We start from the raw sequence: 13,417 nt of genomic DNA on the forward strand, positions 1-13,417 counted from the left end.
GCCGGCTGCTCACCTCAGGCCCGCGCGTCGCGCAACGCAGCCCGGACGAGGTCGATGGCGGCACTGTCGCTGAGGCCCGCGCGGGCGGCCGTGGCGGCGTAGTCGGCGGCCCTGCGACGCAGCGCGACGTCGACGGGCTGGGCGTGCGCGGCGACGACCGTGCCGGCCCGGCTGCGGGTCGTCACCAGCCCCTCGGCCTCCAGCTCCTTGTAGGCCCGCGCGACCGTGTTGACCGCCAGCCCCAGGTCGGCTGCGAGCGCCCGGACCGTCGGCAGCCGCTCTCCCTCGCCGAGGCCTCCGGTGGCGATCAGGGCGGCCAGCTGCGCGCGGACCTGCTCGAACGGCGGCTCGGGAGAGGCCGGGTCGACCACGATCGGGATGCTCAACGGTCGCTCCCCGGGTTGGCCCACCCCAGCAGGCGGTCGACGTCCCACGTGGTGACGATGCGGTCCCAGTCGACGCCCAGCCGCTCGGCGCGCTCGCACCCGTAGGCCTTCATCTCCAGCTGTCCCGGCGCGTGGGCGTCGGAGTCGACGGCGAACAGGCAGCCGATGTCCATGGCGAGGCGGATCAGCTCGTCCGGGGGGTCCTTGCGCTCGGGCCGGCTGTTGATCTCGACCGCCGTGCCGTGCTCCGCGCAGGCCTCGAAGACCGCCCGGGCGTCGAACTCCGACTGGGCGCGGGTGCCCCTGCTGCCCTCGACGAGACGACCGGTGCAGTGGCCCAGCACGTTGACCCGCGGGTTCGACACGGCCGCCACCATCCGCTTGGTCATCGGCGCGGAGTTCATCCTGAGCTTCGAGTGGACGCTGGCCGTGACGAGGTCGAGCTTGGCGAGCATCGCGTCGGTCTGGTCGAGGCCACCGTCGTCGAGGATGTCGACCTCGATCCCCTTGAGCAGCCTGAACTGGCCGCCGAGCGAGGCGTTGACGGCCTCGACGATCGCGAGCTGCTTGGTGAGCCGCTCGGCGGTGAGGCCGTTGGCGACGCGGAGCTGGGGGGAGTGGTCGGTGAGGACCAGCCACTCGTGGCCCAGCTCGACCGCGGTCAGCACCATCTCCTCGATGGGGCTGCCGCCGTCGCTCCAGTTCGAGTGCGAGTGACAGTCGCCCTTGAGGGCGGCGAAGAGAGCCTCACCTCCGGTCACGAGCGGTTTCGCCTTGTCCTGCAACGTCTTCAGGTATGCCGGGAGCTCGCCGTCCAGGGCTTCGGAGACGACGCCCGCGGTGGACTTCCCGATCCCGCTGAGGTCCTGCAGGGTGCCCGCAGCGTGGCGGTCAGCCAGCTCCTCGGCCGGTGTCTCACGCACGGTGACGACCGCCTTGCGGAACGCCTCGACGCGGTAGGAGCCGGCGCGTTCGCGCTCCAGCAGGAACGCGATGCGTCGCAACGCGTCGTCAGGCTCGACAGGTGCGGTGAGGGGGGTGACGGTGGCGACCACGCGGCATACCCCCGATCACCAGGACGTGTGCAGCGGGCGGCCCTCTGCGAAGCCGGCCGTGCTCTGGACACCGACGACGGCGCGGTCCGAGAACTCGGCGAGCGTCCGGGCACCGGCATAGGTGAAGGACGAGCGCACGCCGGCCACGATCTGGTCGATGACGTCCTCGACGCTGGGCCGCGCAGGGTCGATGAACATGCGGGCGCTGGAGATGCCCTCCTCGAACATCGCCTTGCGAGCGCGTTCGTAGGCCGTGTCGCTGGCGGTGCGGTTGCGGACGGCGCGGCTGCTGGCCATGCCGAAGGACTCCTTGTAGCGGCGGCCGTGCTCGTCGGTGAACAGGTCACCGGGTGACTCCAGCGTGCCCGCGAACCACGACCCGACCATGACGTTGGACGCGCCCGCGGCCAGGGCCAGGGCGACGTCGCGCGGGTGCCGGACCCMGCCGTCGGCCCAGACGTGCTTGCCGTGGTTGCGCGCCTCGGTGGCGCACTCGAGGACCGCCGAGAACTGCGGGCGTCCCACGGCGGTCATCATCCGGGTCGTGCACATGGCGCCCGGCCCGACGCCCACCTTGACGATGTCGGCGCCGGCCTCGATGAGGTCGCGCGTGCCCGCCGCGGACACGATGTTGCCCGCGGCGACGGGCACCTGCGGGTCGAGCGCGCGGACGGCCTTGAGGGCCTCGATCATCTTCTCCTGGTGGCCGTGCGCGGTGTCCATGACGAGCAGGTCGACCCCGGCGTCGAGGAGGGCCGCAGCCTTGCCTGCGACGTCGCCGTTGATGCCCACCGCAGCGGCGATCCGCAGCTGGCCGCTCGCGTCGGTGTTGGGGACGTACAGCCGGGCTCGCAGGGCGCCGGCGCGCGTGATGATGCCGACCAGGTTGCCGGCGTCGTCGACGACCGGGGCGACGTGGTGGTGCGTCGTCGCGAGCAGGGTGAAGGCGTCCTCGGGGTCGGTGCCGTCCGGGACCAGCACCGGGTCGTGGGTCATGACCTCCTGCACCTGGGTGAACCGGTCGACGTTGGTGAGGTCGGCCTCCGTGACGATGCCGATCGGCCGCTTCCCGGACTCGTCCACGACCACGGCCGCACCGTGGGCGCGCTTGGGCAGCAGCACCAGGGCTGCTCCGGCGGTCTCGGTGGGGGCCAGGGTGATCGGGGTGTCGTGGACCAGGTGGCGGTCCTTGACCCACCGCGTCACCTCCGTCACGACATCGACCGGGATGTCCTGCGGGATGACCGCGAGACCCCCACGCCGGGCGACCGTCTCGGCCATCCGGCGACCGGCGATGGCCGTCATGTTGGCCACGACGAGGGGCACCGTCGTGCCACTGCCATCCGGGGTCGACAGGTCCACGTCGAGGCGGCTCGTCACGTCAGAGCGGCTCGGGACCATGAACACGTCGTCGTAGGTCAGGTCGAACTGGGGCAGGAGGCCGTTGAGGAACTGCACGCACCGAGTCTAGGTGGGGCACGTGACGGCGCCGCGGGCCTGACCAGCCCTCGCGTCGGGGCGTGCGCCGCCGTCAGGGGGACGGGTGACGGAACTGCTGGCGCATCAGCGCGTCCCACACGCGGTCGCCGCCCAGGGTGCGGGTCGCGATGAGGGCCCGGGCGGTCGGGGTCACGACGTACCGCGACCGGGGGTGCCTGGACTCGATCGCCCGCAGGACCGCCTTGGCGACGGCCTCGGGGCCGGCCGCCATCATCGGATTGGCGTAGCCCCCGGAGGTGTTGCTCGCGTTGGCGGCGAGCAGACCGGCATACGCCGAACCCTCGTGGCCGGCCGCAGCTCCGGACGTGAGGGCGCCCTGCTCGAAGCCGGTGCGGATCAGGCCCGGCTCGATGAGGCTGACCCGGATGCCGAACGGCCGGACCTCGTTGCGCAGGGCGTCGCTGATGGCCTCCACGGCGTACTTGGTCGCGTGGTAGTAACCGCCGACGGGGAACGTGAAGCGGCCGCCCATCGAGCCCATATTGACGATGCGGCCTGAGCGAGCCTGTCGCATGGCCGGCAGCACGAGCTGCGTCATGCGTGCCAGGCCGAACACGTTGGTCTCGAACATCGTCCGCACGTGGTCGAGGTCGGTCTCCTCGACCGTGCCGTACTCGCCATAGCCGGCGTTGTTGACCAGTGCGCCAACCCGGCCGTGCTCGTCCTCGACGACCTTGACCGCGCTGGCCATGCTCTCCTCATCAGTGACGTCGAGCGCCAGGACCCGGGCGCCGGAGGCCTCGAGGTCGGCCAGCGTCTCCGGGCGGCGGGCCGTGGCATAGACGGTGTGACCGGCTCGGACGAGGTGCTCGGCCACCGAGCGCCCGATCCCCGACGAGCAGCCGGTGACCAGGACCGGACCCGTGGTCGACGTCATGACTGGTCGGACGGGCCGTTGCGCGGGTCGGACCCGCCGCGCCCGGGGGCGGACCCACCCTGCCGACGACGCAGGAGCCGCTCGACGCCCCAGTAGACGGCGTAGCCCACGACGAGCGAGCAGAGGAAGGCGATCCACCAGGCGAGGTCCGGGGCGAAGCGCTCGAAGCCCTGGCGGACGAGCACCAGGGCGCACACCGCGGTGACGAGGGGCAGCAGGCTCGCGGTCATGCTCTGACGCTGCTGGGGGGCGGGGCTCATGCGGTCAGTCTGCCGCACCGGCAGCCGGTCAGCTCTTGTCGAGGGCCTCAGGTGTCCCGGGTGGGGCGAGAAGGGTTGGTGCGTGGCCTGATCCGCACCGCGGGCATGACCGGCGCGGGCAGGTGCTGGACCTCGCCGGCATACCCCTCGACCTCTCCGAACCGCTCGGAGTGCGCCATCCACTCCTCCCGCGCCGCCACGATCTCGTCGTGCGTGCGCGCGACGAAGTTCCACCACATGAGGATGTCCTCCTCGAACGGCGGGCCACCCAGGACGAGGCACCGGGCGGGCTCGTCGCCGGTGTTCGCGACCGTCAGGGTGGCGCACCCGGTGGGCAGGTAGGCGAGCGAGCCGCGCGACAGGGCCGTCTCCTCGACGGTGAGGCTGCCGATGTCAGCGAGGACCCCGTGCTCGTATGCCGGGTCGAGGTCGAGGTCGATCCGGGCCCCCGGGTCGAGGGTGACCTCGGCGCCGAGCAACGGGGTGAAGGTCTGCACTGGTGACGTCTGCCCCGCGAGCGAGCCGAGGAAGACGGCGACCGTGGCGCCGTCCTTGGTCCGTGGCGTCGGCGCGTAGTGCTGGAAGTCCCTGGCGGTGTCGCGGTGGGCGTCCGGCAGGGCGACCCAGAGCTGCGCCCCGTGCAGGGTGGTGGTCTCGGGCGAGGAGACCTCGGAGTGGGCGATGCCTCGGCCCCCGGTCATGAGGTTGAGCTCGCCCGGGCGCACCATCGCGTGCGAGCCGACGCTGTCCCGGTGCTCGATCTGGCCGGTGAACAGCCAGCTGACGGTCTGCAGGCCGGTGTGCGGGTGGGGCGGGACGTCCATGCCGTCGGTCGCGCTGACGTCGTCCGGTCCGTAGTGGTCGGCGAAGCACCAGGCGCCGATGAGCGAGCGCTGGCGCTGCGGCAGGGTGCGCCGCACGGTCATCGCCCTCGGGCCGCCGAGCGGGACGTCCCGCGGCTCGAGGATCTCGAGGGGGCGGCGTCCGTCGCTCTCGAGGGGGCGGCGTCCGTCGCGGCCCGCGGTCTGTGGGTCGGGGTGTCCCTCGCGGACGGCGTTGCCGCCCGCAGGGCAGACCGTCTCCTGGGGGTCGGTCTCGACGTTGCTCACGGAACCAGTCTGCCCTGCGTCCTCCAGCCGGGGGGTCGCCGTCGCGTCACCAGGACCCGAACGGCGCCAGGTTGGGACCGACCTTGTGCCACTCGTCGCCCCCGCCCTCGTGGTGGTGGACGAGGTGACCGCAGTACCAGAGGACGACGTCCTGGCTGTTCGTGTTCTCGCCGTCCAGGTAGGCGCCGAGGCCATCAGCCGCCGAGCTGCCCTGGCGCCCGTTGAGGTCTTCGGCGCCGTGGTAGCGCATGACCCACAGGTCCGAGGTGGAGAACGAGTCCGCGGGACCGTCGTCCGGGCCGGGGAGGATGTGGTAGCCGCGACCGCTCGAGGTGTCCAGGATGGCCCAGCTCCGCTGGAAAGCCGGGTTCTTGAGCCGGGTGGTCTCGGTGTTCTTGGTGTGCCAGCCCGGCCCCCATCCGTTGTTGCCGGTGTAGGTGTTGTACTCCAGGGCCAGGTCGCTCGCCGCGCCGTCGATGTCGAAGTCGAAGCGCCAGTAGGCGTGGTGACGGTGGTCGTAGTGGCACTGCAGACCGGCGCTGTAGAGCCGGGGCATGATCCAGCCGCTCTCCCAGAACACCCAGCGGTGGGTCAGCCGGTAGGCGCCGATCCGGTGGTACGACTCCAGGGCGAGGGCGCTCTGTCCGTTGCTGGTGTAGGAGTACACGCACACCCGCTGGCTCGGGCAACGGCTGGTCGTCTGGGCGTTGTTGTAGTTCAACGGGTCCTTGTAGGGGCCGCAGGGGCCGTCGTACTGCACGCGCAGGCTCGGCAGACTCGCCTTGTAGAAGACCTGGTGACCGCGGAACTGCGCGCCGCTCACCACGATCCCTTCCTGGTCGGGGCTGTCGGCCAGGCGGTAGTTCAACCGCCAGACGGGGTTGGCGGCGCTCGGCCACACGATGCTGCCGGACTCGCTCATCGTTCCGCCCCCTCCGTGTGGACCCACAGCAGTCGCTCGCTGCCGAGGTCGACCACGGCGTGGATGTGTGGCAGTCGCTCGTCGGCAGGTCCGAACACCACGGAGAAGCGACGCCGCCCGTGGTGCTCGTCGCCGGGTTCGACGTCACTGACACACAGGACGTGCCCGTCGTATCCCTCGTCCAGCCGGTCGCGGACGAGGCGGTGGCCGGACACCAGTGCGAGGGCCTGCTCCACCTCGGCGTCGGAGGGCGCCGGGTGGTGGCTGGTGGCGCGGACCGAACGCACCCGGAGGGCGTCGTCCTCCTCGCGCAGCCGCGTCTCGTAGCTGAGTCCGTCGTCGTGGCAGTAGGCGAGCAGGACGAGCTCGCGGGCTTTGCGTCGCTTGCGGTCCAGGCGGCTCACGCCGATCACGGTGTGCGAGCGGTCAGCGACCAGCTCGCGGAACCGCTCGTCGGTGTTGGCCACCTCCAGGGCGGACGCCACGAGCTGGGCCCAGTCGTCCTCGGTACGCCGGACCTTGACCGGCTCGGCGTCGCCGACCGGGGTCTCGGCTCTGAACTCCGGCAGGTCACGCAGCGCCGGCTCGATGACCGCTGGGTGTTCCCCCACGACTGGAACCGATGGTGGATGGGGCAGTTCCCTCATGTCGATGCTCCCCCTTCGACGAGGGCGGCGACCCGGACGCGAAAGCCTCCTGAAAGGGTCGTTGGCCGCTCATTCGACGGTAAGACGATCAAGCGCTACCAAACACCGCCATCCGACGTAGAACACCGTCATCCGAAGCACGGGCTGGCTCCCAGTGGAACGCGGAGGACCCGGCACCGAGATCGGCGCCGGGTCCCCGAGCGGTACTCGTCAGCGGCAGGTGAGGCCCCAGCACCCACCTTCGCCGTTGCGCTTGGCCACGTTCCCGCCACCGTTGTGGACCTGGCCAGCCGGCCCGACGACCTCGAAGCCGAAGCCCGTGTTGCTCATGGCCGCGTTGCGCGCGAGTCGAGCCGTGGCGCCCGGGCGGTCCGAGCTGAGGACGATGTGGACACCGTCGTTGATCGTCCGACCGCCGGAGTCGACCGCGGTGCTGTCGAAGCCGTTGCGCATGAACGTGTTCCCGGTGATCGAGAGGGACCCGGCGAGGAGGTTCGCGGCAGTCAGGCCCGCCACCGCGTTTGCCTTCACGGAGTTGCCCGAGATCGTCGCGTCGCCGAGCAGCTGGGTGACGGCGATGCCGGTCCCGGCGCCCCGAACCGTGTTGCGGGCGACGAGCGTGCCCTGCACGCCGGGCTCGATGAAGCTGAGGGAGATGCCGGTTCCGGTTCCCGTGCCCGTGACCTGGTTCCCGACGGCGTGAAGTCCCCGGCTCTGGCTGGCGCCGATGCGCTGGACCCGGTTGTTCGCGACGGTGACTTCGTCGGACTGCAGGAGGGACACGGATCCGGCGGTGTTGCCCCGCACCAGCGTGCGGTGCGCGTCGGCCATGCTCAGGGACCGTATGACGTTGTCCCTGAAGACCGCATCGAGGACGCCGTGGAGGGCGACGGTGTCCAGCCGTGAGGAGCGGAAGGACGTGTTGCCGTCGTGGCGCTGCCCTGTCGTGGGTCCGGTGACGGCGATGCGTCGGGCGTCGACAGGTGCCTCGAAGTCCAGCCTGCCGAGGGCCAGGTTGCGCAGCTCGACGGCCGAGTCCGCCCTCAGGGACGAGGCGCTCCCGCCCTTCACGGTCACGTGCGTCGAGTTGCGGACGGTCACGGCGGTGCCGCCGGTGCTGGTGACCCTGCGTCCCTGGAGGTCGACCGTGATCGTCCCGGCACCGTCGACCACGAGCGCGTCCCCGGCGCAGTTCAGGTCGGCCGCGAGGCGGACGTCCTGGGTCACCACGGTCCCGCAGGCGAGGCTGCTGCTCTTGGCGCCGGCCGCAGCCGCGGGCTGGGCGGGGATGACGACAAGGGCGACGAGCCCGATGCCCATGGTGGCCTTTCGCAGGCTCACCCGACGCTGGGTTCCTGAGCGCATTCCTGCCCCCGTTGGTGCTCGTGGTTCATCGCTGTGGACTGCCGGAGACCCTCCTGCTGAGCAGCTCGGTCGGCGACCAGCCAACGGTGACATGAGGCCTCACGCGACAGGTACGTCAAGTGCAGTACCTCGTCGGGAGGCGGCCGCGCGGCCTGCGGCTGGGGGCTGCGGGTCGTCGCGGGCGACCGGGCCGACGCGGCTGGTGACGTTGCCGCGGTCCGCCCACGTTGCGGCGAGCGTGGCCTCGGCAACGTGGGCGCAGCGCGGCAACGTGACGCGCACCGCCCGATTCCCTGGGAGGTGGAGTGGGCCCCGTGGGACTCGAACCCACAACCTACGGATTAAAAGTCCGCAGCTCTAACCATTGAGCTAGAGGCCCGGGGGATCAGGACTTCGGCCGGGCTTCTTCGGGTTTTCCTCAGGGCGCCCCGCCACGATCACCGCCGGGGCACAGGCTACCGGCGCAGCGGGTGACGGATGTGCCCCCGGTCCCGTCGGGGCCGGGGGGCACTCTGCATCCGTCCTGCAGTGGGGCGGAGCCCGGTACCGATCAGGAGCGGTCGAGCCGACTGAACTGCTCGGGCGTGAGCTGCAGGTCGACCGCGGCGGCGGAGGCGCGGATCGTTTCCGGGCGGCTGGATCCGGGGATCGGTATGACGACCGGGGACTTGGCCAGCATCCAGGCGAGGGTGACCTGCTGGGCGGTGGCGCCGGTCTCGGCAGCGACCTCGGCGAAGGGTTCGTGGGTGGTGGCGAGGTCGGAGGCGTTCTTGATGCCCCCGAGTGGGCTCCAGGGCAGGAACGCGATGCCGAGCTCGTCGCACAGCTCCAGCTCCGGCTCGCTGGACCGGAAGGCCGGGGAGAACTGGTTCTGTACGGACACGAGGCGGCCGCCGAGGATCTGCTGGGCGCTGCGGATCTGGTCGGGGTTGGCGTTGGAGATGCCGGCCATCCGGATCTTGCCTTCGTCGAGCAGGTCCGCGATGGCGCCGACCGAGTCCTCGTAGCGGACGGTGGGGTCGGGTCGGTGGAACTGGTACAGCCCGATGGCCTCGACCCCGAGGCGCCGCAGGGATGCCTCGCACGCTGCCTTGAGGTGTGCAGGGGAACCGTCCAGGGTCCAGGCGCCGCCGCCGGGGCGCAGGTGCCCGCCCTTGGTGGCGACGAGGACGTCGGAGGTGTCGCCGCCATACGAGGCCAAGGCTTCGGCGATGAGAGCCTCGTTGTGGCCGACGTCGCTCGCATCGAGGTGGTAGGCGTCGGCCGTGTCGATGAGGGTGATGCCGGCGTCGAGGGCGGCGTGGATGGTGTCGATGGAGCGAGACCGTTCGGGGCGGCCCTCGATGGACATGGGCATCCCGCCGAGTCCGATGGCGCTGACCTTGGTGTCGCCAATCTGGCGCAGGTGCATGGGTGGTGGCTCCTTGTGGTTGGGGTTCGGCCGGTGGACGGCCGTCAGCTGGCGAGGATGGCGAGGGAGGTGGGCTGGCCCGCGCTCTGCGGAAAGCTGCTGGCGCGGATGGCATCCAGGACGCGCAACAGGTCGAGGAGATCGAGCCTGCCATCGACGGCGAGGTCGTGCGCCCAGTACTCGAGGTCGGTGACGGTGGCGGTGACGGCGAGGCGGCTGGACTCCTCGACGGTCAGGGGCTGGTGGTCGTTCAAGGGACGTTCCGTTCTGGATCTGGTGAATCGCTGATGTCGTCAAGGATCACCTCCCCTGATTAACATGTCCAACAGTAGAAACTGCTGACAGTAACCACCTATGCTTCTGGGTCATGGACCTGCGCCAGCTGGAGCACTTCGTGACCGTGGCCGAGGAGAGGCACTTCACCCGCGCCTCCGAGAGGCTGTTCATCTCCCAGTCCGGGCTGTCCGCCTCGATCAGGGCGCTGGAGAAGGAGCTCGACGCCGAGCTGTTCGACCGCAACACCCGACGGGTGGCTCTGACCGACGCCGGGCTGGCGTTGCTGGAGGAGTCCCGTCGCACGCTGGCAAGTGTGGTGGCCGCACGCGATGCGGTCGCCGCCGTCCGGGGCTTGCGGCGAGGCCGCCTGCGGGTGGGCACCGAGCAGTGCCTCGGGGCGGTCGACGTGCCGAGGGAGCTCGCACAGTTCCATTCAGAGCACCCCGGCGTCGAGCTGGTCGTCCAGCAGGCCGGCTCGGCCCGCCTGGTTGACGAGGTCCACACCGGCCGGCTCGACATCGCTTTCGTGGCAGGGTCTCCCGGCGCAACGGACGACGTGCGGTTCGAGCGTCTGGCACGCGAGCCCATGACGGTGGTGTGCCGGCCCGAGCATGGCCTCACCCGCACCAAGCGCGTCGGCTGGAAGGCCCTGAGCCGCGAGACGTTCGTCGACTTCAACGCCGACTGGGGCTCCCGGCAGGTGGCCGACCGGGCCTTCGCCGCAGCAGGAGTCGGCCGGCACATCGCCTCCGAGGTCAATGACGTGCACACCCTGCTCGACCTGGTTGAGCACGGCCTGGGCATCGCGGTCGTCCCCAAGCACATCGCAGCCAAGAAGGCCGGCAAGCTCGTTGCCCTCCCGCTGCCAGCGGATGCGCCGACCTGGGACGTGACGATCGCCCTGCCGGCCAGTGCCACCACCGCCGCCGGCGAGACCTTCCTCGCGCCGATCCGGAAGCGCTACCTGCCATGAGAGCGATGGCCTACACCTCCGCTGGTGGCCCCGAGGTTCTTCATCTGGTCGATCGGCCTGTCCCAGACCCGGGGCCCGGGGAGGTCCGCGTGCGGGTCCACGTCTCGGGCGTCAACCCCACGGACTGGAAGAGACGCGCCACCGGGCCTCCTCCCGGGATCGCCGAGCAGGTGCCCAACCAGGATGGTGCCGGGGTCATCGACGCGGTGGGCTCGGGCGTGTCCCAGTCGAGAGTGGGTCAGCGCGTCTGGATCTGGGAGGCCGCGTGGCAACGCGCGGGGGGCACCGCGCAGGAGTATGTCGTGCTGCCCGAGCGCCAGTGCGTGCCGCTCCCTGACACCGCGTCATTCGCGCTCGGCGCGTCGCTGGGCATCCCCGCCGTGACCGCGCACCGCACCCTGACCGTCGCCGAAGGAGGTCCGGAACGCCTGGCGCCTGGCGCGCTGTCCGGCAAGACCGTTCTCGTCGCGGGCGGCGCTGGAGCCGTGGGCAACGCCGCCATCCAGCTCGCCCGCTGGGCCGGCGCCCGCGTGATCACGACCGTCAGCGGACCAGCCAAGGCCGTGCTGGCCTCGGCGGCGGGCGCAGACCACGTCGTCAACTACCGCGCCGGAAACGCCATCGAAGAGGTCCGCGCGATCGCCCCCGACGGAGTCGACCTCTTCGTCGAGGTGGCCCCGGACGCCAACGCCGTCCTGAACCATGCCGTTGCCGCACCGAGCGCCACGATTGCCTTCTACGCCGACGACGGCGCAGACGAGGTCCGCATTCCGATCCGGGAGGCCATGACCAAGAACCTGCGCTGGCAGGGCGTCCTCGTCTACACGGTCTCGAGGCAGGCCAAGGACCACGCCATCGCTGGGGTCCGCGCGGCCGTCGAGGATGGGGCCCTGGCCGTCGGTGAAGCTGCGGGCGTGCCCCTGCACTGGTTCGCGCTGGAGAACACCGGGGAGGCGCACGCCGCCGTCGAGAGCGGGGTCGTGGGCAAGGTCCTGATCGACGTCTCACCCAACGCTCGGATCGGCTAGAACCGCGCCCGACACCGTGGTTCGGCCGGACCGGCCTGAGGATGAGGTGGCTCCCCGCCGCCCTCATCCGCCCGCGCCGTGCTGTGGAACCTGGCGGAGGACCGACCCGTTGGCCCCTGCATGAGCACCCTCACCTGTCCCAAGTGTGGCTCCGACATGCGCAGCTACGAGCGCAACCAGGTCCACGTCGACCAGTGCACCGGATGCGGGGGCCTGTTCCTCGACCGCGGCGAGCTCGAGGCCCTCGTGGCCGCGGAGAACGCCTGGCACCAGCAGCCGGTCCAGCAGGCGCCGGCGCAGCCCGTGCCGCAGCCACCTGCACAGCCGGCGCAGCACGCGCAGCAGAGTGCGTGGCAGCAGCAGCCGGCTCAGGGCTACCAGGCGCCCTACCGTTCGACGTCGAAGGCGCCCTACGGCCAGTACGGCTCCGGCCACCGGCGCAAGAAGTCCTTCCTCAGCGAGCTGTTCGACTGAGCGCCGGCCGCCCGGGGCTGGGACACTGGTCCCGATGAGAAACGAGCCCAGCGGCCGCCCTGGCCCCCGCCGTCCTGCGTTCTTCAGCCCTGCGGCCATGGAGAGCCAGGGCGGTGCCGTGCCCGACCCCGCCGAGGTCACCGAGATCGCCCACGAGACGGCTGCCGTCCTGGTCGGCACCGGCCGGGCTGCTGACGACCCCGCCCTGACGGCCCGCCTCGTCTCGCTCGTCGACGAGCTCGGCCTGTCGACCGTGGCGGAGCTCTGGGCGGACCGACCTGCCCGCAGCCTCCCCGGCGCGCTGTGGCGGCTGTACGCGCTGCGTGAGTGGGTGCAGCGCAGCCCGGACGAGGCGAGCGCGGACTATGCCGAGGGCATCCGCTTCACTGACGTCAACCACGTGCTCGCCGGCGTGGCCGAACCACCCGGCCCAGCCGAGCTGCGCGAGCTCAGCGACGCCATCCTGCGAGGCGTCTTCGAGGGCGACCTCGCGATCGCCCTCCAGCGGGCCGCTGCGTTCTGCCGCGTCGTGGCCGCCGGTCGGGCAGAGCGCGCGCACACCACCGACGCGCAGGACCGCGAGGCCGCGGCCGCACAGACCCGTCGCGCCGCGTCCATGCTCGCCACCGCCGAGGACCTCGAGGCGTGTGCCCGCCTCTCGACGGCCGGCGAGCTGCTCTGAGGGCACGCCGCCCTCGCGCGCGCCCGCCAGCGCTCGTCCGCTCAGCCCGCACACGCCGGCCCGCGCTCGTCCGTTCAGCCCCCAGAAGTCCTCCGTTCAGACCTGGGGAAGCGGGAACAACCACCCCACGACTGGGGTTACAGTCAGACGTGCGTCGGGCCGCGGTAGCCCCGGGTCCCAACTGAAGCCGCTACGAGCGGCCACGCGCCGTGAGGCGCTCCCGGCCCGACGCACGATTTCCGGAAACATCCCCGCGCGTGTGAATTCCTTTGCGCCGCAACGACGTATGCCGCGCAGCTACTCCTCGTCGCCGTGGTCGACCGCTGTGGTGTGCTGCGTCGCGACCGCTCGGGCGATCCGGCGCGAACGGCGACCAGGCTCCGCCCAGCCGCCCACGCGGCATACCCCGTGTCTGAAGGACCCACAGTCAGTGGTCACTGGCCCCTGCGAGT

General features: G+C 71.3%; 15 protein-coding genes and 1 tRNA gene. 4 read left to right on the top strand and 12 right to left on the bottom strand.

The window, feature by feature from the left end; translation table 11 throughout:
• Positions 1–14 precede the first annotated feature (14 nt).
• From AC1DV7_RS00745 to AC1DV7_RS00800, 12 genes are all read right to left on the bottom strand, one after another.
• Positions 15–386, bottom strand: coding sequence for a GntR family transcriptional regulator (locus AC1DV7_RS00745; protein ID WP_477593581.1), 372 nt, complete (start codon positions 384–386; stop codon positions 15–17).
• Positions 383–1,441: a PHP domain-containing protein gene (locus AC1DV7_RS00750; protein WP_477593583.1), complete on the bottom strand. Its 1,059-nt coding sequence runs from the start codon at positions 1,439–1,441 to the stop codon at positions 383–385. The genes AC1DV7_RS00745 and AC1DV7_RS00750 overlap by 4 nt, the downstream gene beginning before the upstream one ends.
• 15 nt (positions 1,442–1,456) lie before the next feature.
• Positions 1,457–2,899 carry a GuaB1 family IMP dehydrogenase-related protein gene (locus tag AC1DV7_RS00755; RefSeq protein WP_477593585.1) on the bottom strand — a complete coding sequence of 481 codons (1,443 nt, stop codon included), beginning with the start codon at positions 2,897–2,899 and terminating at the stop codon, positions 1,457–1,459.
• Between the two features lie 73 nt (positions 2,900–2,972).
• The gene (locus AC1DV7_RS00760) at positions 2,973–3,818 is read right to left on the bottom strand and encodes an oxidoreductase (RefSeq protein ID WP_477593587.1); all 846 of its coding nucleotides are present in this window, start codon (positions 3,816–3,818) and stop codon (positions 2,973–2,975) included.
• Positions 3,815–4,078 carry a hypothetical protein gene (locus AC1DV7_RS00765; RefSeq protein WP_477593589.1) on the bottom strand — a complete coding sequence of 88 codons (264 nt, stop codon included), beginning with the start codon at positions 4,076–4,078 and terminating at the stop codon, positions 3,815–3,817. The genes AC1DV7_RS00760 and AC1DV7_RS00765 overlap by 4 nt, the downstream gene beginning before the upstream one ends.
• A gap of 47 nt (positions 4,079–4,125) precedes the next feature.
• On the bottom strand, positions 4,126–5,187 hold the full coding sequence (locus tag AC1DV7_RS00770) for a pirin family protein (RefSeq protein WP_477593591.1): 1,062 nt from the start codon (positions 5,185–5,187) through the stop codon (positions 4,126–4,128).
• A gap of 46 nt (positions 5,188–5,233) precedes the next feature.
• Entirely contained in the window at positions 5,234–6,109 is an 876-nt protein-coding gene (locus tag AC1DV7_RS00775; protein WP_477593593.1) for a hypothetical protein, read from the bottom strand.
• On the bottom strand, positions 6,106–6,720 hold the full coding sequence (locus AC1DV7_RS00780) for a hypothetical protein (RefSeq protein ID WP_477593595.1): 615 nt from the start codon (positions 6,718–6,720) through the stop codon (positions 6,106–6,108). Before AC1DV7_RS00780 ends, AC1DV7_RS00775 begins: the two co-directional genes overlap by 4 nt.
• Positions 6,721–6,966: 246 nt before the next feature.
• On the bottom strand, positions 6,967–8,097 hold the full coding sequence (locus tag AC1DV7_RS00785) for a NosD domain-containing protein (protein ID WP_477593597.1): 1,131 nt from the start codon (positions 8,095–8,097) through the stop codon (positions 6,967–6,969).
• Positions 8,098–8,427: 330 nt separating this feature from the next.
• A tRNA-Lys gene (locus tag AC1DV7_RS00790) sits at positions 8,428–8,500 on the bottom strand.
• A 171-nt stretch (positions 8,501–8,671) separates the two neighbouring features.
• On the bottom strand, positions 8,672–9,532 hold the full coding sequence (locus AC1DV7_RS00795) for an aldo/keto reductase (RefSeq protein ID WP_477593599.1): 861 nt from the start codon (positions 9,530–9,532) through the stop codon (positions 8,672–8,674).
• A gap of 44 nt (positions 9,533–9,576) precedes the next feature.
• A complete protein-coding gene (locus AC1DV7_RS00800) occupies positions 9,577–9,786 on the bottom strand; it encodes a hypothetical protein (RefSeq protein WP_477593601.1) in 210 nt (69 codons plus the stop codon).
• Positions 9,787–9,899: 113 nt separating this feature from the next.
• Here AC1DV7_RS00800 and AC1DV7_RS00805 point away from each other — a divergent pair, with 113 nt between their 5' ends.
• The 4 genes from AC1DV7_RS00805 (at position 9,900) to AC1DV7_RS00820 (ending at position 12,965) form a co-directional block, all read left to right on the top strand.
• Positions 9,900–10,781, top strand: a complete 882-nt coding sequence (locus AC1DV7_RS00805; RefSeq protein ID WP_477593603.1) for a LysR family transcriptional regulator — start codon at positions 9,900–9,902, stop codon at positions 10,779–10,781.
• Entirely contained in the window at positions 10,778–11,809 is a 1,032-nt protein-coding gene (locus tag AC1DV7_RS00810) for an NADPH:quinone reductase (protein WP_477593605.1), read from the top strand. Before AC1DV7_RS00805 ends, AC1DV7_RS00810 begins: the two co-directional genes overlap by 4 nt.
• A gap of 120 nt (positions 11,810–11,929) precedes the next feature.
• Positions 11,930–12,283, top strand: a complete 354-nt coding sequence (locus AC1DV7_RS00815) for a TFIIB-type zinc ribbon-containing protein (RefSeq protein ID WP_477593607.1) — start codon at positions 11,930–11,932, stop codon at positions 12,281–12,283.
• 34 nt (positions 12,284–12,317) lie between these two features.
• On the top strand, positions 12,318–12,965 hold the full coding sequence (locus tag AC1DV7_RS00820) for a hypothetical protein (RefSeq protein WP_477593608.1): 648 nt from the start codon (positions 12,318–12,320) through the stop codon (positions 12,963–12,965).
• Positions 12,966–13,417: the final 452 nt, after the last annotated feature.

The organism is Pedococcus sp. P2_E4 (genome assembly GCF_056403935.1).